The organism is Kitasatospora sp. NPDC101108 (genome assembly GCF_055584725.1).
The window spans coordinates 103,751-125,570 of sequence record NZ_JBVJLM010000011.1 but is presented as its reverse complement, the minus strand read 5'-3'; the positions used below and the strand labels follow the sequence as shown (position 1 = coordinate 125,570).

Genomic DNA, 21,820 nt, shown 5'->3' with positions numbered 1-21,820 from the left:
GTTGCGGAGGCGGGTGTTGGGCGGCGGAGGGGTTGGCGGGGTGGGGAGGGCGGGCGTTTGCCGGCTCCCGCTCGGGTGAACCTGTTGGGTTGTGGGCTGTTTTGTGGGTTTGAACGTTCAAACCGCGGCCGGTTCTCAGTCGGCGGCCGGTGCGATGATCAGCTCGCCGACCTGGCGGGCGGCCGCCGCCCGCTGCTCCGCGGGCAGCGCGTCGTCCGTGACCAGGACGTCCAGTTCGTCCAGCGTCGCGAAGGAGGCCAGTCCGACCGCGTCCCACTTGGTGTGGTCGGCCACCACGACGACCCGGCGGGCGGAGCGGATGAAGCCGCGGTTGGTCTCGGCCTCGGCCAGGTTCGGGGTGGTCAGGCCGGCTTCGGCGGACAGGCCGTGGCAGCCCAGGAGCAGCACGTTGACGTGCAGCGACCGGATCGCCTGGTCGGCCACCGGCCCCACCAGCGCGTCCGAGGGCGTCCGGACGCCCCCGGTGCGGATCACCGTCGCGGTGGTGGGCGTGCCGTCCGCGGCGGGCTGTTCGAGGAGGTCGGCGATCCGCAGCGAGTTGGTGACCACGGTCAGGCCCTCGACCCCGCGCAGCTGCCGGGCGACCGCGTACGTGGTCGTGCCGCCCGCCAGTCCGACCGCCGATCCCGGCGGCACCAGCGCGGCCGCCGCGCGGGCGATCGCCTCCTTGGCGGGCTGCTCCCAGCCGGCCTTGGCCTCGAACCCGGGCTCGCGACTGGCCGGCGCCTCGATCCGCACCGCGCCGCCGTGGACCTTCCGGACCAGTCCGCGGCGGGCGAGCGCGTCCAGGTCGCGGCGGACCGTCATGTCGGACACGCCGAGGTCCCGGACCAGCTCGGTCACCCGCACCCCGCCGCGGGCGCGGACCTGCTCCAGGATCAGCATCCGGCGCTGCCCGGCGAGGGGCAGGGCGCTGTCGGTCATCGGACCCCCTTCGATCGCTTTCCACCACCAACCATGATGGATAATGTTCGGAATTGTAGCTTCCTGTTGATCTCGAACGGCATCACTCAGAGGAAGAAGGCCATGCCCGGGACGATCCCGCCCCCGACCCCTGCCCCGGCTCCCACCCCTGCCCCGACCCCGACCGCTCCTCCCGCCCGCACCGTGACCACACTCGCGGACGGACGCCAACTCCTCTACTACGACGCCGGGCAGGCCGTCCACCGGAACGCCGTCGACCGGCGCCCGCTCGACCCGCCGTCCCACGGCTCCCAGGTACGGCTCGACCCCGCCACCGGCGACTGGGTCACCATCGCCGCCCACCGCCAGGCCCGTACCTACCGGCCCCCGGCCGACGAGTGCCCGCTCTGCCCGTCCCGGGACGGCCGGCTCAGCGAGATCCCGGCCGACGACTACCAGGTGGCCGTCTTCGAGAACCGCTTCCCCTCGCTCGCCGGACCGCCCGGCGAGCTCGCCCCCGACGCCGGCGGCCTGTGGACCGGCGGGCCCGGCGCCGGGCGCTGCGAGGTGGTCTGCTTCACCGCCGACCACGACGCCTCCTTCGCCGACCTCACCCCGGAGCGCGCCCGCCTGGTCCTGGACGCCTGGACCGACCGCACCGCCGAACTCGCCGCCCTCCCGGGCGTGCGGCAGGTGTACTGCTTCGAGAACCGGGGCGCCGAGATCGGCGTCACCCTCGCCCACCCGCACGGCCAGATCTACGCCCTGCCCTTCACCGCGCCGCGCACGGCCCGGATGGCCGTCCGGGCCGTCGAACACCGCGCCGCCACCGGCCGCAACCTCTTCGACGACCTGCTCGCCGCCGAGCGGGCCCGCCCCGAACGGGTCGTCCTCGCCGGGGAGCACTGGACCGCCTTCGTCCCGTTCGCCGCCCGCTGGCCGTACGAGGTCCATCTCTACCCGCACCGCCGGGTGCCCGACCTCACCGGCCTGGACGGCGCGCAGCGCGAGGAATTCCCCTTCCTCTACCTGGAGTTGCTGCGCCGATTCGACCGCCTCTTCGCCGGCCCCGGCGGCTCCGGCGGCTCCGGGCGCACCCCGTACATCTCCGCCTGGCACCAGGCGCCGGCCGGCCGGCGGGACGAACTCGCCCTGCACCTGGAACTGTTCACCATCCGGCGCACCGCCGACAAGCTCAAGTACCTGGCCGGGGTCGAATCCGGCATGGACGCCTTCGTCAACGACGTCACCCCCGAGGACGCGGCCCGTCGGCTGCGGGAGGTCGCCTCATGAACACCGCAACCGCCTTCGGCGAGCTCTACGGCCGCGCACCCGAAGGGGAGTGGGCCGCCCCCGGCCGGGTGAACCTGATCGGCGAACACACCGACTACAACCTGGGGTTCGTCCTGCCGATCGCCCTGCCGCAGGCCGTCCGCGCCCAGATCCGGCGCCGCGACGACGGGCTGCTGCGGCTGTACTCCGCGCAGGGCGGCCCGGAGGTCACCGAACTGCGGCTCGACGACCTCACCCCCGGCTCGGTGCCGGGCTGGGCCGCCTACCCGGCCGGGGTGGTCTGGGCGCTGCGGGACGCCGGGCACGCGGTCGGCGGGGCGGACGTCCGGTTGGAGAGCGACGTGCCCGGCGGCGCCGGGCTGTCCTCCTCCGCCGCGCTGGAGTGCGCGACCGCCGCGGCGTACAACGACCTGTACGGGCTGGGCCTTTCGGCGCCGGAGCTGGCGCAGCTGGCCCAGCGCGCCGAGAACGCCTTCGTCGGCGTGCCCTGCGGGATCATGGACCAGATGGCCTCGATGTGCTGCCGTCCGGGCGCCGCCCTGTTCCTGGACAGCCGGGACCTGACGATGCGCCAGGTGCCGGTCGACCTCGCGGGCCAGGGCCTGGCACTGCTGGTCCTGGACACCCGGGTCAAGCACGACCTGGGCGACGGCGCGTACGCCGCCCTGCGGGCCGGCTGCGAGAAGGCCGCGGCCCAGCTCGGGCTGTCCGCCCTCCGCTCGCTGGACCCCTCCGGACTCCCCGCCGCCCTGGACCGACTCCCGGCGGAACTCCGGCCGTTGGTGCGCCACGTGGTGACCGAGAACGCGCGGGTCGAGGCCGCCGTCGCCGCCCTGGACGCCGGCGAGCTCACCGCGCTCGGCCCGATCCTCACCGCCGGGCACGCCTCGCTGCGCGACGACTACCGGGTCTCGTGTCCGGAGACCGACCTCGCCGTCGAAGCCGCCGTGGCGGCGGGCGCCTACGGCGCGCGGATGACCGGCGGAGGCTTCGGCGGCTCCGTCATCGCCCTCGTCGACGCCACCGCCGCCGACCGCGTCACCGAGGCCGTCGCCGCCGCCTTCCGCGCCGCCGGGTACGCCGAGCCGCGCGCCCTCACCGCCGTACCGGCCGAGGGGGCGCGCCGACTGCGCTGACCCGGGCCCGGCGGCGCGCAGGCTGCCGCCGGCCAAAGCCCGGTCCAACGGCCCTCAGGCCCGGTGGGCCGCCGGGCGCTCCGGGGACGCCTCCGCGAGCGCCCGCTCCACGGCCTCGACCCCGGCGCGCAGCCCGTACACCGGGGTGGCCGGCTGCTGGCGCCAGGAGTCGTCGATGCCGCCCGCGTCCACGGTGTCGAAGCCCAACTCGTCGACCAGTGCCCGGACGACCCGCTTCGCGGCCTCGTCGTCGGAGGCGACCGGGACGGCCAGCCGCTCCGGGTCACCCGCCGGGCGGGGCCGCTCCAGCAGGTCCTGCGCGTAGGTGCCGTTGAACACCTTCACCACCCGGTGGCCGAGGTGCTGCTCCGTCCAGCGGCTCTCCGTCAGCCCGCCGTCCTCGATCGCGTCGATCCGGCCGTCCCGCTCCTTGGGGTAGTAGTTGCCGGTGTCGATCACCGCCACGCCCTCGGCGGCGCCGTCCAGCAGCCCCGCGGGCAGGTCCGGCACGTTCTTCAGCGGCACCGTCACCACCACGACCTGCGCGCCCTTCGCCGCCTCGGCGGCCGTCACCGCCTTCGCGCCCGTCTCCTCGGCCAGCGCCTTCAGCGACTCCGGTCCGCGCGAGTTGGCCACCGAGACCTCGTGCCCGAGCGCGGTCAGACGCCGCGTCAGGTTGCCGCCGATGTTGCCCGCACCGATGATGCCGATCTTCATGGGAAAGCCCTCGCTCTTCGGGTGTGCCGCAAGCTCGTCGCCATGGCCCAACCCGGCGGTGAACGGTTCTGTTCCCGATCCGGTCCCGATTCGTCCGCGAGGGTGGTCCCTGGCGCACCTCGGGTCGGCCGGCGCCTGCTGCTCACCTGGTCGGCAAGCCCCTGACGGGGGCGTGTTGAATGGCGTCCACCATGGACGGCACCGCACTGCAGCACCTCATCCACGGGCTCCCCGCCGCCTTCGCAACGGCCCCGCGCCCTACCGGCATCGACGCCTGCCCGTGCTGCCACCCGCCGGACGGGATCGACACCCTCCTGCGCACCCCGCGCGAGCGGCTGGGGCCGGACGAGCTGACGCGCTACGCCGCCTCGGCGCTGAACACCGTCGGCTCGCCCGGCGACTTCCGCTACTTCGCCCCGCGCATCCTCCAACTCGTGCTGACCGGCGAACTCTCCGTCCCCGACCTGGAAGTGGTCGGCATCAAGCTCGCCCAGGCCGGCTGGTACGACTGGCCGGAGGCCGGGTACCTGCGCCGACTCCTGGACGCGCTCTGGTCGGACGCCCTCCACAACGCCGAGGAGTGGTGGGACGCCGAGTCCGTCCTCTGCGCCCTGGCCGCCGCCGACCCGGACGGCACCGGCGACCGGCTAGCAGAATGGCTCCGCCTGGCGACCCCGACGTCCGTGGAGCGGCTGTACGAGCTCGCCCTCGCCGGGGGACTCGCCCCTTCGAACGCCTTCTGGGACGAACAGAGCGCCCCGTACCGCGCCTTCGCCGAATGGCTGCGCGGCCCTGACCTCCAACTCTCCGTAGAGACGGCCGTGTTCCGGACCGACGACCCCGCCCAACTCGAACAACTCTTCACCGTCCATGACATCCTGGCGCCATGACCCACGGTATGGCGCCGCCGCTGCTCGCGGTCGCAGTACTCCTGCTCGTCATCAAACTGGCCCGACAACGGCGAAACGGCAAGCCCTTACGGCTGGTCCCCCGCTCGACTCCGGCGCGGGCGACGGGCATCGCCGTCGCCGTCCTGGTGGTGATCTCGGGAACGGCGGCCGGTCAGCCCTGGGACGGGTCGGTCGTCCCGGCCGTCTCGCTCGGCGGCCTGGCGGGGTCCTTCGTCGACCTCCGCCACCACTGAGACCGGCGCCGCCACCCTCACTCGAAGCGCGCCGGGTCGCCCGCCCCGCGCCGGACGATCTCCGCCTCGCCGCTTGAGAAGTCGATGACCGTGGTCGGCTCGGTGCCGCAGTCGCCGGAGTCCACCACCGCGTCCAGCACGTGGTCCAGCCGTTCCTTGATCTCCCACCCCTGGGTCATCGGCTCCTCCTCGCCGGGGAGGATCAGGGTGCTGGACACCAGCGGCTCACCGAGTTCGGCCAGCAACGCCCGGGTGACGGCGTGGTCGGGGATCCGGACCCCCACCGTCTTCTTCTTCGGGTGCAGCAGGCGGCGCGGAACCTCCTTGGTAGCGGGCAGGATGAAGGTGTAGCTGCCCGGTGTCGCCGCCTTGACGGCCCGGAAGACGTAGTTGTCCAGCTGGACGAACTGCCCGAGCTGGGCGAAGTCCTCGCACATCAGGGTGAAGTGGTGGCGTTCGTCGAGGCGCCGGATCGAGCGGATCCGCTCCAGGCCCTCGTGGTTGTCCAGTCGGCAGCCGAGCGCGAAACAGGAGTCGGTCGGGTACGCGATGAGCGCCCCGGACCGTACGCTGTCGGCCACGGTGCCGATGGTGCGCGGCTGGGGGGACTCTGGGTGCACGTCGAAGTACTTCGCCATTGGCCGACCTTACGGGATTCCGGCCGCCGATCGGTGCAACCGCGACGTCCCGGGTTCTGGCGGGCCGCCGACTCGCGGCGTACGGTCGGCAGCCATGGGCTTCGACCAGGCGCGGGTGAACCGGATCTTCCGGCCGGAGACGTACGCGGAGGGTGTGCCGTACGGGTTGTTCCGCGAGCTGCGGGCGCAGGCGCCGGTGTGCTGGGTGGAGGAGCCGGCGGTGGGGGAGTGGCCGCCCGGGCCCGGCTACTGGGCGGTGCTGCGGCACCCGGACGTGAAGCACGTGCTGCGCAGCCCGGAGGACTTCTCCTCGCACCTCGGCGCGACCCAGATCCGGGACCCGGATACCCCGGACGACCTGGCCTTCGCCCGCACCATGATGCTCAACCAGGACCCGCCCGACCACTCCCGGCTGCGCCGGGCCGTCGCCGCCGCCTTCACCCCGCGCGCGCTGCACGAACTGACCGCCGCCATCGAGCGGCGCGCGGCCGAACTCGTCGCCGCCGTCCGCCCCTTGGGCGAGGCCGACTTGGTACCGGTCGCCGCCGACCTGCCGGTCCGGACGCTGGCCCGCATCCTGGGGGTGCCCGACCAGGACCGGCAGCTGCTGGTCGACTGGTCGAACCGGGTGATCGGCTACCAGGACCCGGACCACGCCCGGTCCAGCACCGCCGACCCGGCCCGGCTCACCGACCTGGGCCGCGCCGCGGTCGCCCGGCGCCCCGGCGCCCTCACCACCGCCGACGGCCGCCCGCTCAACCCGCGCTCCCGCGCCGCCCTCGCCGACATGTTCGACTACGCCCACGCGCTCGCCGAACAGCCCCCGCCGGGCAGCATGGTCGCCCGGATGCTGGAAGCGGGCCTGAGCACCGGCGAGTTCGAGACCATGTTCTTCCTGTTCGCCGTCGCCGGGAACGAGACCCTGCGCAACGGCCTGCCCGGCGCCCTGTACTCCCTGCTCCAGCATCCCGACCAGTACCGGGAGTTGTGCCGTCGGCCCGAGCTGATCGGCTCGGCGGTGGAGGAGTTGCTCCGGTTCTGGCCGCCGGTGCTGGAGTTCCGGCGCACGGCCACCCGGGACGTGGTGCTCGCCGGGCAGCGGATCCGCGCCGGCGACAAGGTGGTGGTCTACCACGCCTCCGCCAACCGGGACGAGTCGGTCTTCCCCGACCCGGACCGCCTCGACCTCGCCCGCACCCCCAACGACCACGTCAGCTTCGGCTTCGGCCCGCACTTCTGCGTCGGCGCCCGGCTGGCCAGGATCCAGCTGACGGCCCTGCTCCGCCGCATCGTGACGGAACTCCCCGGCCTGGAACTCGCCCCGGGCCCGCCCCCGCAGCGCCTGGTGTCGAACTTCCAGACCGGCCTGAAGGACCTGCGCGTCCGCTGGCGCCGGCGGGGCGGTCCTGAAGCAGGGGCAGGGGGGTCCCGGTCCTGAACGGCGGCCCCCGCGCCCAGCCCGTACACCGCACCGGCCCCGGAGCCGAGCGTCGCGCCGCCGAGCAGGGTGCCGATCCCGATCCCGGCGTAGATCGCGGAGGAGTTGAGCGACACCCGAAGGAAGGGGGTTCGTTTCAGCCGGTCAGGCGCGTGCAGTGCCGCCGGGTGCCGGAAGGCCGCCGGCGCCCCCGGACTCCGGGAGCGGTCAGCCCGCGCAGGCCGGGCAGAGCCCCCGGTAGGTGACCTCGGCCCCCGAGACGGCGAAGCCGAAGCGCTGCTCGGCCGGGAGGTCGGCGAGCGGGTCGCCGACGGGGTGGACGTCGCGGATGGCGCCGCAGCCGGTGCAGACCAGGTGCTGGTGCGGGCGGTGGGCGTTGGGGTCGTAGCGCTTGGCGCGCCCGTCCGTGGACACCTCGATGACCTCGCCGAGGGTGACCAGTTCGCCGAGGGTGTTGTAGACCGTCGCGCGCGAGATCTCCGGCAGGCGGTCGGCCGCGCGGGCGTGCACCTCGTCGGCGGTCAGGTGCACGTGCTCGCCGTCCAGGACCTCCGCCACGACACGCCGCTGGGAGGTGAGGCGCCAGCCGCGCTCGCGCAGCCGCTCCAGCAGGTCACTCATACGGTTCACCTATTCAGGTCACGGGGAAGACCGGAGTTTACCAATCGACATCCGCTGCGGTCCGCTTCCCGACCGGATATGGGTTTGGTGTCTTTCTTGACTTGGATTCCGTCCATCGTAGGATCGGCTCCGGCGCTAGCCTGGGCAATAGCAGTAGGTGCCGTAGGTAGCAGATAGACACCGTGATCCGCCTTGTAGGGAAGGATTCCCATGTCTGAGAACCACGATGCAACCGGCGTAGAGGCGAGCGCGGGCGGCTGCCCGGTCAACCACGGGCGCGCGCTCCACCCCACCCAGGGCGGCGGGAACCGCCAGTGGTGGCCGGAGCGGCTGAACCTGAAGATCCTCGCCAAGAACCCCGCCGTGGCCAACCCCTTCGGCGCGGACTTCGACTACGCCGAGGCGTTCAACGCCCTCGACCTCCCGGCCGTCAAGCGGGACATCCAGGAGGTGCTCTCCACCTCGCAGCCCTGGTGGCCGGCCGACTTCGGCTACTACGGCCCCTTCATCATCCGCATGGCCTGGCACAGCGCCGGCACCTACCGGATCAGCGACGGCCGCGGCGGCGCCGACGGCGGCCAGCAGCGCTTCGCCCCGCTCAACAGCTGGCCCGACAACGCCAGCCTGGACAAGGCCCGCCGGCTGCTCTGGCCGGTGAAGAAGAAGTACGGGCGCAACATCTCCTGGGCCGACCTGATCGTGCTGGCCGGCAACGTCGCCCTGGAGGGCATGGGCTTCGAGACCTTCGGCTTCGGCGGCGGCCGGGTCGACGAGTGGGAGCCGGACGAGGACGTCTACTGGGGCCCGGAGACCACCTGGCTGGGCGACGAGCGCTACACCGGCGACCGCGAGCTGGAGAGCCCGCTGGCCGCCGTCCAGATGGGCCTGATCTACGTCAACCCCGAGGGCCCCAACGGCAACCCGGACCCGATCGCCGCCGCCCGCGACATCCGCGAGACCTTCTACCGGATGGCGATGAACGACGAGGAGACCGTCGCGCTGATCGCCGGCGGCCACACCTTCGGCAAGACCCACGGCGCCGGCCCGGCGGACAACGTCGGCCCGGACCCGGAGGACGCGCCGATGGAGCAGATGGGCCTCGGCTGGAAGAGCAGCTTCGGCACCGGCGTGGGCGGCGACGCGATCACCAGCGGGCTGGAGGGCATCTGGACCCCCACCCCGACCACCTGGGACAACAGCTTCTTCGAGACGCTGTTCGGCTACGAGTGGGAGCTCACCAAGAGCCCGGCCGGCGCCCACCAGTGGAAGCCGAAGGACGGCGCCGGCGAGGGCACCGTGCCGGACGCCCACGACCCGAACAAGCGGCACGTCCCGATCATGCTCACCACCGACCTGTCGCTGCGCTTCGACCCGGTGTACGGGCCGATCTCCCGGCGCTTCCTGGAGAACCCGGCGGAGTTCGCCGACGCCTTCGCCCGCGCCTGGTTCAAGCTCACCCACCGCGACATGGGCCCGATCGTGCGCTACCTCGGCCCCGAGGTACCGAGCGAGCAGCTGCTCTGGCAGGACCCGCTGCCGACCGTCTCCTACCAGCAGATCGGCGCGGCGGACGTCGCCGACCTCAAGCGGCGGATCGCCGAGACCGGCCTCTCGGTCTCCGAGCTGGTCTCCACCGCCTGGGCCGCGGCCTCCTCCTACCGCAACAGCGACAAGCGCGGCGGCGCCAACGGCGGCCGGATCCGGCTCCAGCCGCAGGCCGGCTGGGAGGTCAACGAGCCCGACCGGCTGGCCGGCGTGCTGCGGGCCCTGGAGGGCGTGCAGCGGGACTTCAACGCCCAGGCGGGCGACAAGCAGGTCTCGCTGGCCGACCTGGTGGTGCTGGCCGGCGGCGTCGGCATCGAGCAGGCCGCCAGGGCGGGCGGTCTGGCCGTCGAGGTGCCGTTCGCGCCCGGCCGGGTGGACGCGTCGCAGGAGCTGACCGACACCGAGTCCTTCGCCGCGATGGAGCCCAGGGCGGACGGCTTCCGCAACTGGGTCGGCAAGGGCAACCGGCTGCCGGCCGAGTTCCTGCTGCTCGACAAGGCCAACCTGCTGGGCCTCAGCGCTCCCGAAATGACCGTCCTGGTCGGCGGGTTGCGCGTGCTGGGCGCCAACCACCAGCAGTCCTCGTACGGCGTGCTCACCGAGACGCCGGGCGTGCTGACGAACGACTTCTTCGTCAACCTGCTGGACCTGGGGACCAGTTGGCGGTCCACCTCGGAGGACGCCCACACCTTCGAGGGCCTGGACGCCTCGGGGCAGGTCAAGTGGACCGGCACCCGGGCCGACCTGGTCTTCGGCTCCAACTCCGAACTGCGCGCCGTCGCCGAGGCGTACGCGGCCGACGACGCCAAGGAGAAGTTCGTGGAGGACTTCGTCGCGGCCTGGGTCAAGGTCATGAACGCGGACCGCTTCGACCTGGTGTGACGCTTCACCGGTGACCGGGAACCCGGGGGTGCGAACCCCCGGGCTCCCGGTCGTCGTCGCGTCCTACGGCGGCCCGGGCGCCCCCGCGCTGACCAGGCCCGTCTCGTACGCCGCGACCACCACCTGGGCCCGGTCCCGTAGCCCCAACTTGCCGAGGATACGGGCCACATGGGTCTTCACCGTCGCCTCGGACAGCTGGAGCCGGGCGGCCAGCTCGGCGTTGCTCAGGCCCCGGGCGAGCAGCGACATCACCTCCAGCTCGCGCGGGGTGAGGGTGGCCAGCTCCCGGTGCGGGGCGGCCGCTTCGGGGGCGGCCGGGCGGGCGAAGCGCTCGACCAGGCGGCGGGTGATCGCGGGGGCGAGCAGCGCGTCGCCGGTGCGGACCAGCCGGACGGCGGCGGCCAGGTGCTCCGGGGTGACGTCCTTGAGCAGGAAGCCGCTGGCCCCGGCGGCCATCGCCGCGTAGACGTAGTGGTCCAGGTCGAAGGTGGTCAGCATGATGATCCGGGGCGGGGTCTCCGAACCGCCGGCGAGGATCCGCCGGGTGGCCTCCAGCCCGTCCAGGCCGGGCATCCGGATGTCCATCAGCACCACGTCCGGTCTGCTCCGGCGGACGGCGGCGACGGCCTGCTCACCGTCCTCGGCCTCGGCGACCACCTCGATCCCCTCGGACTCCAGGATCAGCCGGAACCCGATCCTGACCAGTGCCTGGTCATCGGCGACCACCACGCGCACGGGCTGCTCGTTCATCGGCTCGTTCATCGACGCTCCAGCGGTATCCAGGCCGTGACGCGGTAACCGCCGTGCGGCCGGGCGCCGTTGTGCAGGGTGCCGCCGTGGACGGCGAGGCGTTCGCGCAGCCCGAGCAGGCCGCGTCCGTTGCCGGTGGCGGCCGCTCCGGTGGGGCGTCCGCCGGTGTCGGTGACCTCCACCCGCAGGTGGTCGGGGGCGTAGTCGACGGTCACCTCAGCGTCTGCGCCGCCCGCGTGCTTGACGGTGTTGGTCAGCGCCTCCTGGACGACCCGGTAGGCGGCGAGTTCGACCCCGGGCGGGACGGCCCGACGCTCCCCGCGCACGGTCAGCTCCACGGGCAGCCCGGCCCGGCGGACGCCCTCGACCAGGGCGTCCAGCCTCCCGAGGCCGGGCTGCGGGCTCAGATCGGCGCTCGCCGCCGGGTCGTCCTCCCCGGTGTCCGAGTCGATGGTCAACAGACCCATCACCTGCCGCAGTTCGGTCATCGCCGCCCGCCCGCCGGACTCCACCGCGGCCATCGCCTCCCGGGCCCTGTCCGGGGCGGTGTCCAGGATCTTGCGGGCGGCTCCGGCCTGGATCGTCATCATGCTCACGTTGTGGGTCACCACGTCGTGCAACTCCCGGGCGATGCGGGCCCGTTCGTGCTCCACCGCGCGCTGGAGCGCGGACAGCCGCTCGCGTTCCAGCGCGGACAGCCGCTCCCGCTCCTCCTCCACCCGGCGGCGCCACATCCGCAGTTCGTAGGCGACCGCGAACACCGGCACCAGGACGATCAGGGCGATCACCGCGTTCGGGAAGTGCGGCAGCTTGGCCATGTCGAAGAGCACCACGAGCGTGCCGGCGGCGGCCGACAGGCTCAGCAGCAGGGCCTTCGAGCGGCGCCCGTACGCGGCCGCGCCGTAGGCGGCGACGATCACCACCACGCCCTCCCAGAACGCGATGTCCTCGTGCTGCCCCCGCACCAGCAGCGCGGCCGGCAGCACCGTCCACAGCACCGCCAGCGGGTGGCGCCGGCGCAGTGCAAGCGGCAGCGGGACGAGCGGCACCAGCAGCAACAGCCCGTGCCAGGTGGCGCCGGGCGCGGCCTGGGCGCCGTGAGCGCCGTTCGTGCCGGCCGCGACGGTGGCGTAACGGCCGCAGGTGTAGGAGAGGAACAGGGCCAGGGCCAGGTCGAAGGCCTGGCCGCGCCGGGTCGGGCGGGGCGGGGGAGCCGGGCTGCCCGCTCCGCCGCCCAGCAGCCGTCGCACTGCGGGGTGGTTGATCACCGGGACATTGTGGCGGTCGGCCCCTGCCCGGGACAGCCCGGCGGTCGGCGGCAGCCCGTACACCGCTCGACTACACCGGAGGGATGACACCGTGCCGCACGGCCTGACGACGGACAGGTCGGCGGGGCGCGGTGCCGGTGCTCCGCCGGAGGGTCTGACCCCTTCAGCCCTCCCTGCGCTCCTCGGCCTCCTTCCCTTCGGCCTTCCCCTCGGCCTTCCGCTCGGCTGCCCGGACCTGCTCGGCGAAGGTGTGCTCGTCGATCCGCTCGACCGTCGCACCGTGCTCGGTGGCCAGCCCGTCCGCCGGGCCGGGCGAGGACTCCCGCAGGTCGAGGGCGAGCAGCGCCCCGCCGTCCGGCACCCGGGGCGACAGCACGATCATCGCGGCGCCGGCCTCCGTCGCGTACCGCTCCTCGGCCGCGCTGCCCAGCGCGGCGCCCGCCGCGAAGCCCAGCAGCGCCCCGACCGGCCCGCCGAGCAGGCCCACCAGACCGCCCAGCACACCGGAGCCGACGGTGGCGACGCCGGCGCCGCGGGTGAAGGTGTCCCGCACCTCCAGCATGCCGTCGGAGCTGCGCTCCAGGGCCGCGACCGCGTGCAGGCCCGGCAGGTGCTGCGCCGCGTCGAAGGCGGAGCGCCAGGTGGTGGTGTCGGGGAAGGTCAGCAGGACGAGGTTGCGCTGCTCGCTCATCGCACTCCGATCGGGCTGGGGGTCGGGAGTCAGGGGTCGGCAGTCAGGGGTCGGGGGTCGGGGCATGGCCGTCCTGGGAGCCGGGGAGTCCATCGTGACCCCTGGGTGCGAGCTGCTGCCACAGGAGCGACCGGTTCAAACCACCGCCGCGGTTCACCTCGGGTGCACCACCCGTATTCCGGCCAGGTGTGGGATCGCCCGAACGATCGGACGGCGGGCCGCACGGGGCCGGTACCGGACGCGGCCTGGGAGAACGGGGTCGGGGCGGTCGGGCGAGCGCTATTTCGACCCTGGCCGAAAGAAGGGCCGGTGGTGCGCATGCCTATGGTGTGCCGCCGGGCGGCGCTGCCAAGATCCGGAAATCGGCACACCCGTGCCAGACCCGAACGCTTGGAGGAGGCAGCATGCAGCCCACGGCTGAGCAGGTTCGCGCACTCAAGGACGAGGACTTCCGGCTCACCCTCGGCCAGGGCCACCAGGTCCACCCGGCCGGGGAGCTCGCGGACGAGCTGTACGTCACCGCCGCAGTGCTCAACAGCACCTGTGACGGCTGGTCCAGCTGCGGTCGCGTCTGCAGCTACTGAGCCCGGGTCCGGCGCCGGCCCCGAACCGGTCGTACGGCCGGTTCGGGGCCCGTGCCGGACGCGCCGCCTTCGGTGCTACCGGCGCTACCAGGGTTACCGGCGCTACCAGGTCTACCGGCGCAACCAGGACTACCGGCGCAACCAGTGCAACCGTGCATTCCAGAGAGGCAGCACCGCCCCGTGGTCGACACGTCCGAATTCCTACGGGCTGCCGCCCGGGCCGTCCCGTTGAACGCCCGGGGCCGGGCGCCGGAAGGCCTCCACCCGGCGGGCGCCGGCACCGGTGACGAGGACCGCACCGAACGCGCCGCCCGGAAGCTGGAACGCTGGCGGACCCAGTCGCCGTTCGACCGCGCCGACTGGTTCGCCCGCCGCCTGGCGTCCGACGGCCTCGACCCGGACGCCGTGCACGCCCTCCTCGCCGAGCACCCCGACGCACTCGCCGCCCGCCTGGGCCCCCACCCGTGGGCCGAGCGGCTCGCCGCCGCGTTCGAGCGGCCCGGCACCCTGGACGTCCCCGAGGAGCACGAGTTCGCCCGGCTCGTCGCCCCGCTGCTCGCCGCCGCCCGCGACCGCCTGCACGCCGGACTCGCCGCGCTGGACGCCCCGTCCCTCGGCACCCCCGAGGAACTGGCCGCCCTCGCCCTGCCCGCGCTCACCGCCACCGCCCACGGGATGGCCACCCGGACCGTCATCACCGAACTCCATGTCGCCCGGCTGAGCGGTGAGTTGACCGCCGACACCCCCGAGCGGCGCTACCGCGACTTCCTCGACCGGCTCACCCGACCCGAACAGGCGCTCCGCCTCCTCGCCGAGTACCCGGTCCTGGCCCTGCGCCTCACCACCCTCGCCGAACAGTGGACCAGCACCACCCTCACCCTGTTCGGCCGCCTCGCCGCCGACCTCCCGGCCCTCGCCAATACCTTCGCCGACGGCCGACCGCTCGGCCGGCTCACCGAACTCACCACCGGCCTCGGCGACCCGCACCGCGGCGGCGCCACGGTCAGCTCGCTGCGCTTCGAGCACGGCGTCCGACTGGTCTACAAGCCCCGGCCGCTCGGCGCCGAGACCCACTTCCAGCAGATCCTGCACTGGCTCAACCCCCAGCTGCGGCTGCCCCTGCGCGACCTCGCCCACCTGGCCGGCGACGGCTACGGCTGGGTCGCCCACCTCACCGCCGAACCGGCCGCGAACGAGCGCGAGTTGAGCGACTTCTACCACCGGGCCGGCACCCTCGCCGCGCTGATGTACGTCCTCGACGCGGTCGACTGCCACGCCCAGAACCTGCTCGCCGTCCGGGACCAGCCCGTCCTCATCGACCTGGAGGCCCTCCTCCACCCCGACCTCCACGAGCCCGCCAAGGACCTCTCCGAATCCGAACGGCTCGCCCGCCACCAGGCCCGGCACTCGGTGCTGCGCTCCGGCCTGCTCCCCGAACGCATGTGGGACGAGGGCAACGGCGGCGCCGACATCTCCGCCCTCGGCTGGGACCCGGCCAACCTGCCGCCCCGCCCCGTGCCCGTCCTGGTCGGCCAGGGGACGGACGAACTCCGGCTGGAATACCGGCGGATGCCCGTCGAAGCCCCCGGCAGCCGGCCCGTGCCGGCCGGGCAGCCGCTGCGACCGGCCGACCACCTGGCCGAACTGGAGGCCGGCTTCACCGAGGCCTACCGGCTGCTCGCCGCCGACAAGCCCCAACTCCATTCACTGATCGGCGCGTTCGCGGCGGACGAAACCCGTCTGCTGCGCCGCGACACCTTCGAGTACCGCACCCTGCTCAACACCGCGTGCCACCCCGACCTGCTCCGCGACGCCCTCGACCAGGACCGCCACCTCGACCGGCTGTGGGCGCTGGTCGGCTGGGAGGAGCAGACGCTCGCCTTCGTCGAACACGAGCGCGCCGACCTCTGGCGCGGCGACGTCCCCGTCTTCACCATCCGCCCCGACAGCGTCGACGCCCGCTCGTCCGCCGGCGCACTGATCCCGGACGTCACCGACCGGCCCGCGCTCGAACTCGCGCTCGCCAAGGCGGACACCCTCGGCGAGGACGACCTCAGCCGCCAACTCCAGCTGCTGCGGCTCTCGGTGACCACCGCGGACGGAGCGCGCGAACCCGGCCGGGCGGTCGCCACCGGCCGTTCCGACGCGCCCGCCGAACCGAGGGAGGGCCTGGCCGACCGCGCCCTCGCCAAGGCCGTCGAAGCCGGCGAACAGCTGCTCCGCGAGGCCTACCGCGGCAGCGCCGACCTCGCCTGGGCCGGTCCCAACTGGGCGCCGCCCGGCCGCTGGGCCCCCGCCGAACTCGGCCCGGACCTCTACAGCGGCACCGCGGGCATCACCCTCTTCCTCCACCAGCTGGCCCTGGCCACCGGTGACCGGTCGCACCGGGAGGCTGCGGGGGCAGCAGAACTGACACTCCGTCACCAGATCCGGCGGCGTGCCGACCGGCTCGGCGGCGGCCTGTCCGGAACCGGCGGCGTACTGTACGCGCTCGCCCAGTTCGCCGCCCACCACCCGGACCCCGAACTCGACGCGCTCGGCGCCCTCGTACTCGACCGCGTCACCGCCACCGCCGCCGAGGACACCCAGTACGACCTGCTCGCCGGAAGCGCCGGCACCATCGGCGGCCTGCTCGCCTGGGAGGCCGTCCGCCCCGGCCCCGCCGTCACCGGCGCCCTGGCCGCCTGCGCCGAACGGCTCCGCCGGACCGCCACCCCGCACCCCGAGGGCGGCACCGGCTGGTTGCCCGCCGCCCTCGCCGGGACCGCGACCCGCCCCCTGGCCGGCTTCGCCCACGGCGGCTCCGGCATCGCCTGGGCCCTGGCCCGCGCCGGACACCGCCTCGGCGACCCCCGCCTTCCCCAACTCGCGCTCGCCGCAGTCGAGTACGAGCGCACCCTGTTCGACGCCGCCGAGGGCAACTGGCGCGACGTCCGCGAGGACGACGGCGCCCCCTCCTACCCCGCGCTGTGGTGCCACGGCGCCTCGGGCATCGCCCTGGCCCGTACCTCCCTCGCCGAACTCCTCCCGGACCACCGGGACTTGCTCCTCGCCGAACGCGACACCGCCCTCGACACCGTCCTCCGGGACGGCTTCGGCCACAACTCCTCGCTCTGCCACGGCGATCTCGGCAACCTGGAAGCCCTCCACCTCGCCGGTGACCGCCGACGGACCGCCACCCGGCACCGGGCCCGCGCCGCCCTGGACGCCCTGGACGACCAGGGCTGGACCTGCGGCCTGCCGCACGGTGTCCACAGCCCCTCCCTGATGGTCGGCCTGGCCGGCATCGGCCACGGCCTCCTCCGCCTAGCCGCCCCCGCCACCACCCCCGCCGTCCTCACCCTCGAACCGCCGAAGCAGCACTGACCCCGCGAACCGGCAGGTCCGGCCCACGGCTACGGCTACGGCACCGGTTGCGGCACCGGACTGAGCGCCGCGAACTCCAGCGGCGCCGACGGGTCCACCGACAGCCCGGCGGCGGGCGCAGGCTCGGTTCCCGCGCGGACCAGCAGGTCCCCGATCGCCGCGACCATCGCGCCGTTGTCGGTGCACAGCCGCAGCGGCGGCACCCGCAGGGTGATGCCGGCCGCGGCGCAGCGCTGTTCGGCGAGCGCCCGCACCCGGGAGTTGGCCGCGACCCCGCCGACCACCACCAGGGTGCCGATCCCGTGGTCGGTGCAGGCCCGCACCGCCTTGCGGGTCAGCACGTCCGCGATCGCCTCCTGCAGTGCGGCCGCCGCGTCCGGGACGTTCGGTTCGGACCGGGACTCGACCCAGCGGGCGGCGGCGGTCTTGAGGCCGGAGAAGGAGAAGGCGTACGGGTCGTCGCGCGGCCCGGTGAGCGGGCGCGGCAGCCGTACCGCCGCCGGGTCGCCGGTGCGGGCGGCGCGGTCGACGGCCGGCCCGCCGGGGTAGGGGAGGCCCAGGATCCGGGCGACCTTGTCGAAGCACTCACCGGCCGCGTCGTCCAGGGTGTCGCCGAGGTGGACGATCGGGTCCCGGGCGAGGTCGCGGACCAGCAGCAGCGAGGTGTGCCCGCCGGAGACGATCAGCACGACGCACGGGTCGGGCAGCGGCCCGCCGTCGAGGGTCGCGGCGGCGACGTGCCCGGCGAGGTGGTGCACCCCGTACAGCGGGACGCCGAGCGAGAAGGCGTAGGCCTTGGCGGCGGCGACCCCGACCTGCAGGGCCCCGGCCAGCCCCGGACCGGTCGTCACGGCGACGGCCCCGACGTCCGCCAGGGTCAGCCCGGCCCGGTCCAGGGCCTCCCGGACCACCGGCGCCATCGCGTGGACGTGGGCCCGGGCGGCGATCTCGGGCACCACCCCGCCGTAGCGGGCGTGCTCGTCCATCGACGACGCCACCGCCTGCCCGAGCAGCACGCCGTCGCTGACCAGTCCCGCGCCGGTCTCGTCGCAGGAGGACTCGATGCCCAGCACCACCACCGGCGCCCCCGGTGCCGCCGCCACTCCTGTCATACCCACTCACTCTCATCGGTCATTACACGATCAGATGACCATTGTGCCCAACGGGATGTGAGGAATAAGCAGGAGCCCATGCTGCGCTTCTGCAACTGATGCGCAATAGTGTTGTCCCGGCACGATCGTCATCGCTCAACCCGCCGAAAGGGGCCGTGTCCTGATGGGCACCTACCAGCTTCCCGACCTGCCGTACGACTACTCCGCGCTTGAGCGGGCCATGTCCGCCGAGATCCTGGAACTGCACCACTCCAAGCACCACGCCGCGTACGTGAAGGGTGCGAACGACACCCTGGAGCAGCTCGCCGAGGCGCGCGACAAGGAGCAGTTCGGCGGCCTGGTCGGGCTGCAGAAGACCTTCGCGTTCCACCTGTCCGGCCACGTGCTGCACTCGCTGTTCTGGCAGAACCTCTCCCCGGAGGGCGGCGACCGCCCCGAGGGCGAGCTGGCCGACGCCATCACCGAGCACTTCGGCAGCTTCGAGGCCTTCAAGAAGCAGCTCACCACCGCCACCACGGGTGTCCAGGGCTCCGGTTGGGGCATCCTCTCCTGGGAGCCGCTCGGGCAGCGCCTGATCGTCGAGCAGGTCTACGACCACCACGGCAACGTGGGCCAGAACACCACCCCGCTGCTGGCCTTCGACGCCTGGGAGCACGCGTACTACCTGCAGTACCGCAACGTCCGGCCCGACTACGTCACCCGTCTGTGGGACGTCGTCAACTGGCAGGACGTCTCGACCCGGTTCGCCGCCGTCAAGGGCGCCTGAGCGCCGGTCGAGCAGGAGGGCCCCGGACCGGTCGGGCGGTCCGGGGTCCTGCCCCGCGCTTCCACCGCTCCTGCCCGTCACGGCCGTTGACCCCTGTCGCCGCCCGTTGTCACCGGCCACACCAGTCACACCGAACCGAAGACTCGCCGCCACCCGTTGTTCGCCCGGGACCGCCGCGCGGTCGCTACGCTCGGACCACCGCCGGTCACCGACGGTCGGTGGCCGACCGGCCGCCCGGCCCGCCGACCGGACCGCCCGCTCCTGAGCGAAAGGTCGTTCGATGGCTCCGCGCCTGTCCGTCGTGGTCCCGATCTACAACGTCGAGCGCTACCTCGGCCAGTGCCTGGACTCGATCGCGGCACAGACCTTCGAGGACTTCGAGTGCGTCATGGTCGACGACGGCTCGACCGACGACGGCCCCGGCATCGCCAAGGCGTACGCCGCCCGGGACGGCCGCTTCCGGCTCGTCCAGCAGGAGAACAAGGGCCTCGGCGCCGCCCGCAACACCGGCTGGCGCCACCTCACCCCCGGCACCGAGTACCTGGCCTTCGTCGACAGCGACGACACCCTGCCGCCGCACGCCTACCAACTGATGATCGGCACGCTCGACGAGACCGGCTCCGACTTCGCCGCCGGCAACGCCATGCGCCTGCGCACCACCGGCCTCAGCCCCTCGCACGCCCACCGCCGCCCGTTCCGCGAGACCCGGCTGCGCACCCACGTCAGCGAGCTGCCCGCGCTGGTCACCGACCGCACCGCCTGGAACAAGGTCTACCGGCGCTCCTTCTTCGACGCCGCGGGCATCCGGTACCCCGAGGGCATCCTGTACGAGGACGCCCCGGTCAGCGTCCCCCACCACTTCCTCGCCGAGCGGGTCGACGTCCTCGCCGACCCGATCTACCACTGGCGGGTCCGGGAGGACGGCGCCCTCTCCATCACCCAGAAGAAGACCGACCCGCGCGGGCTGATCGACCGGGTCCGCTCGATGGAACTCGTCCGGGAGTGGCTCCTCGCCCGCCCCGAGCCGCAGTTCGCCTCGTACCTGGGCGCCTACGACCGCAACTGCCTGGTCGAGGAGATCCCGATGTTCTTCTGGTCGATCCCGGACGGCGACCGCAACTACTGGGAGGTCTACCAGCGGCACGTCAGCCGGCTCCTGAACGCCATCGGGCCCGAGCGGGTCGCCGACCTCAACGCCCAGCTCCGGCTCAAGTACCACCTCACCCTGACCGACGCGATGAACCGCTTCGTCGCCGTCCAGCGCCTCCACCGCGCCGTCCGCCGCACCCGCCAGGCCGCCGCCCGGCGCGCTGCCGCCGTGCGGCGCTGAACCGCTGAGCCCCTTGCGCCGCTGAACCGCTGAGCCACCTGAACCGCTGAGCCTGCTGAGCCACTGAGCCTGCTGAGCCGGGGGGTCACCGCCGAGGGGTGTTACCGCCGTCCCACCGGGGTGAAGCGGACCGGCGTGCCGGGCGCCGCCTGGGCGACGGCCGGGAGGGCGGTGGCGGGGACGACACCGATGACGGGGTAGCCGCCCGTGGTGGGGTGGTCGGCGAGGAACACCACCGGACGGCCGTCGGGCGGGACCTGCACCGCGCCCAGGACCATGCCCTCGCTGGGGAGTTCGCCCTCGCGGGCGCGCTCCAGCGGTGGGCCGTCCAGGCGCAGGCCGATCCGGTTGCTGGTGGGGGAGACCCGGTAGCCGGAGCCGGTCAGGACGGCGAGCGAACGGGCAGTGAACCAGTCGTCCCGCGGTCCGAACAGCACGGGCAGGAGCAGCGGGTCGGGCGGCGCGGGGGCCGGCACCACGTCCGCCCCGGCCGCCGGGCCGACCGGCTCGCCGAGCGGCAGCGTGTCCCCTGGGGCCAGCGGAGCCGGGCCCAGGCCCGAGAGCAGGTCCGTCGAACGGCTGCCGAGGACGGGCGCGGCGGCGATCCCGCCCGCGAAGGCGACGTAGCTGCGCACTCCCCGGGTCGCCGGCCCCACCTCCAGCAGCGCCCCGGCGGGCAGCCGCACCGGGGCGGTCCAGGCGGCGGGCCGCCCGTCGACCCGCACGGCGCACGGCGCGCCGGCCACGGCGACGGTCACCGCGTGGTCCACCCGCACCGCGCAGCCGAGCAGGGTGGTCTCCAGGGTGGCCGCCGTCGAGGGGTTGCCGACCAGGCGGTTGGCGAGCCGGTGGGCGGGCTGGTCGAGCGCCCCGGAGCGCGGCACGCCCAGATGCGCGTGGCCGGGCCGGCCGAGGTCCTGGACGGTCGTCAGCAGGCCTGCGTTCATCACGGTGACGGTCATGGGCTCTCGATCACGCTTCCTCGATCACGAACCGGACCCGGGTCCCCGGGCTGAACAGGGCCGCCGGTTCCCGGGACGGGTCCCACAGCACGGCGTCGGTGTGCCCGATGAGCTGCCAGCCGCCCGGGGAGGAGCGCGGGTAGGCGCCGGTGTACGGGCCGGCGAGGGCGATCGACCCGGCCGGGACGGCGGGGCGCGGGACGGCCCGCCGGGGCACCCGGTAGCGCTCGGGCAGGCCGGTCAGGTAGCCGAAGCCGGGGGCGAACCCGCTGAAGGCGACCCGGAACTCGGTCGCCGAGTGGATGCGCGCGACCTCCTCCTCGGCGACGCCCCACAGCGCGGCGACCTCCGCGACATCGGCGCCGTCGTAGCGCACCGGGACGGTCACGGTCTCCTCGCTGGTCGCCCGCAGCGGTGGCACGCGCCACCCCGCCAGTTCGGCGGCCAGGGCCTCGGGGTCGGCCACGCCGTCGAGCAGCACGGTCCGCTCGGCGGGCACGACCTCGGTGACGGGCGGGAGTTCGGCGGCCGCGCGGCGGCGCACGAGTTCGGCGTGGAAGGCGATCGTCTCGTCGGCGCCGTCGAGTTCGACCAGCAGCGCGTCCAGGCCGACCCGCAGGACCCGGATGTTCATCCCGTCCACCTCGTCCGTC

General features: G+C 73.9%; 20 protein-coding genes. 10 read left to right on the top strand and 10 right to left on the bottom strand.

The annotated features are described in order from the left end of the window. Nucleotides 1-135: 135 nt before the first annotated feature. Nucleotides 136-945, bottom strand: coding sequence for a DeoR/GlpR family DNA-binding transcription regulator (locus ACZ6Z8_RS23810; RefSeq protein ID WP_465612082.1), 810 nt, complete (start codon nt 943-945; stop codon nt 136-138). A 102-nt stretch (nt 946-1,047) separates the two neighbouring features. Between ACZ6Z8_RS23810 and galT the strand changes: the two genes are divergently transcribed. Both galT and galK read left to right on the top strand, forming a co-directional pair. Beyond that, on the top strand, nt 1,048-2,217 hold the full coding sequence (gene galT, locus ACZ6Z8_RS23805; RefSeq protein WP_465612081.1) for a galactose-1-phosphate uridylyltransferase: 1,170 nt from the start codon (nt 1,048-1,050) through the stop codon (nt 2,215-2,217). Beyond that, nucleotides 2,214-3,353 (top strand): galactokinase, encoded by a 1,140-nt coding sequence (gene galK / locus ACZ6Z8_RS23800; protein WP_465612080.1) that lies wholly within the window; start codon nt 2,214-2,216, stop codon nt 3,351-3,353. The genes galT and galK overlap by 4 nt, the downstream gene beginning before the upstream one ends. 54 nt (nt 3,354-3,407) lie before the next feature. Here the strand turns inward: galK and ACZ6Z8_RS23795 are convergent, their stop codons facing one another. After that, nucleotides 3,408-4,070, bottom strand: coding sequence for an NADPH-dependent F420 reductase (locus tag ACZ6Z8_RS23795; protein ID WP_465612079.1), 663 nt, complete (start codon nt 4,068-4,070; stop codon nt 3,408-3,410). Between the two features lie 191 nt (nt 4,071-4,261). Here ACZ6Z8_RS23795 and ACZ6Z8_RS23790 point away from each other — a divergent pair, with 191 nt between their 5' ends. Both ACZ6Z8_RS23790 and ACZ6Z8_RS23785 read left to right on the top strand, forming a co-directional pair. Next, entirely contained in the window at nt 4,262-4,960 is a 699-nt protein-coding gene (locus ACZ6Z8_RS23790) for a hypothetical protein (protein ID WP_465612078.1), read from the top strand. After that, entirely contained in the window at nt 4,957-5,214 is a 258-nt protein-coding gene (locus tag ACZ6Z8_RS23785; protein ID WP_465612077.1) for a hypothetical protein, read from the top strand. Before ACZ6Z8_RS23790 ends, ACZ6Z8_RS23785 begins: the two co-directional genes overlap by 4 nt. Nucleotides 5,215-5,231: 17 nt before the next feature. On the opposite strand, the gene ACZ6Z8_RS23780 is transcribed toward ACZ6Z8_RS23785, so the two are convergent. Further along, on the bottom strand, nt 5,232-5,852 hold the full coding sequence (locus ACZ6Z8_RS23780; protein ID WP_465612076.1) for an L-threonylcarbamoyladenylate synthase: 621 nt from the start codon (nt 5,850-5,852) through the stop codon (nt 5,232-5,234). 94 nt (nt 5,853-5,946) lie between these two features. Here ACZ6Z8_RS23780 and ACZ6Z8_RS23775 point away from each other — a divergent pair, with 94 nt between their 5' ends. Further along, on the top strand, nt 5,947-7,290 hold the full coding sequence (locus tag ACZ6Z8_RS23775; protein WP_465612075.1) for a cytochrome P450: 1,344 nt from the start codon (nt 5,947-5,949) through the stop codon (nt 7,288-7,290). 207 nt (nt 7,291-7,497) lie between these two features. Here ACZ6Z8_RS23775 and ACZ6Z8_RS23770 read toward each other — a convergent pair whose 3' ends face one another. Further along, complete coding sequence (locus ACZ6Z8_RS23770) at nt 7,498-7,911, bottom strand: Fur family transcriptional regulator (RefSeq protein WP_402816619.1); 414 nt, start codon at nt 7,909-7,911, stop codon at nt 7,498-7,500. Between the two features lie 210 nt (nt 7,912-8,121). Here ACZ6Z8_RS23770 and katG point away from each other — a divergent pair, with 210 nt between their 5' ends. Continuing rightward, entirely contained in the window at nt 8,122-10,338 is a 2,217-nt protein-coding gene (gene katG, locus ACZ6Z8_RS23765) for a catalase/peroxidase HPI (protein WP_465612074.1), read from the top strand. Nucleotides 10,339-10,401: 63 nt separating this feature from the next. On the opposite strand, the gene ACZ6Z8_RS23760 is transcribed toward katG, so the two are convergent. From ACZ6Z8_RS23760 to ACZ6Z8_RS23750, 3 genes are all read right to left on the bottom strand, one after another. Continuing rightward, entirely contained in the window at nt 10,402-11,100 is a 699-nt protein-coding gene (locus ACZ6Z8_RS23760) for a response regulator (RefSeq protein WP_465612073.1), read from the bottom strand. Then, nucleotides 11,097-12,356, bottom strand: coding sequence for a sensor histidine kinase (locus ACZ6Z8_RS23755; protein WP_465612072.1), 1,260 nt, complete (start codon nt 12,354-12,356; stop codon nt 11,097-11,099). Before ACZ6Z8_RS23755 ends, ACZ6Z8_RS23760 begins: the two co-directional genes overlap by 4 nt. 163 nt (nt 12,357-12,519) lie before the next feature. Next, the gene (locus tag ACZ6Z8_RS23750; protein ID WP_465612071.1) at nt 12,520-13,047 is read right to left on the bottom strand and encodes a hypothetical protein; all 528 of its coding nucleotides are present in this window, start codon (nt 13,045-13,047) and stop codon (nt 12,520-12,522) included. 404 nt (nt 13,048-13,451) lie between these two features. Between ACZ6Z8_RS23750 and ACZ6Z8_RS23745 the strand changes: the two genes are divergently transcribed. Continuing rightward, nucleotides 13,452-13,631, top strand: coding sequence for a hypothetical protein (locus ACZ6Z8_RS23745; protein WP_030279901.1), 180 nt, complete (start codon nt 13,452-13,454; stop codon nt 13,629-13,631). 180 nt (nt 13,632-13,811) lie between these two features. After that, nucleotides 13,812-16,997 carry a type 2 lanthipeptide synthetase LanM family protein gene (locus ACZ6Z8_RS23740; protein WP_465612070.1) on the top strand — a complete coding sequence of 1,062 codons (3,186 nt, stop codon included), beginning with the start codon at nt 13,812-13,814 and terminating at the stop codon, nt 16,995-16,997. A gap of 35 nt (nt 16,998-17,032) precedes the next feature. On the opposite strand, the gene tsaD is transcribed toward ACZ6Z8_RS23740, so the two are convergent. Next, nucleotides 17,033-18,109, bottom strand: coding sequence for a tRNA (adenosine(37)-N6)-threonylcarbamoyltransferase complex transferase subunit TsaD (gene tsaD / locus ACZ6Z8_RS23735; protein ID WP_465612069.1), 1,077 nt, complete (start codon nt 18,107-18,109; stop codon nt 17,033-17,035). 163 nt (nt 18,110-18,272) lie between these two features. Between tsaD and ACZ6Z8_RS23730 the strand changes: the two genes are divergently transcribed. Continuing rightward, nucleotides 18,273-18,875: a superoxide dismutase gene (locus tag ACZ6Z8_RS23730; protein WP_402816633.1), complete on the top strand. Its 603-nt coding sequence runs from the start codon at nt 18,273-18,275 to the stop codon at nt 18,873-18,875. Nucleotides 18,876-19,155: 280 nt separating this feature from the next. Next, entirely contained in the window at nt 19,156-20,205 is a 1,050-nt protein-coding gene (locus ACZ6Z8_RS23725; RefSeq protein ID WP_465612068.1) for a glycosyltransferase family 2 protein, read from the top strand. A gap of 101 nt (nt 20,206-20,306) precedes the next feature. Here ACZ6Z8_RS23725 and ACZ6Z8_RS23720 read toward each other — a convergent pair whose 3' ends face one another. Together ACZ6Z8_RS23720 and ACZ6Z8_RS23715 are read right to left on the bottom strand one after the other, a co-directional pair. Then, nucleotides 20,307-21,167, bottom strand: a complete 861-nt coding sequence (locus tag ACZ6Z8_RS23720) for a 5-oxoprolinase subunit C family protein (RefSeq protein ID WP_465612067.1) — start codon at nt 21,165-21,167, stop codon at nt 20,307-20,309. A gap of 10 nt (nt 21,168-21,177) precedes the next feature. Continuing rightward, nucleotides 21,178-21,801 carry a 5-oxoprolinase subunit B family protein gene (locus tag ACZ6Z8_RS23715; protein WP_465612066.1) on the bottom strand — a complete coding sequence of 208 codons (624 nt, stop codon included), beginning with the start codon at nt 21,799-21,801 and terminating at the stop codon, nt 21,178-21,180. Between the last annotated feature and the right edge of the window lie 19 nt (nt 21,802-21,820).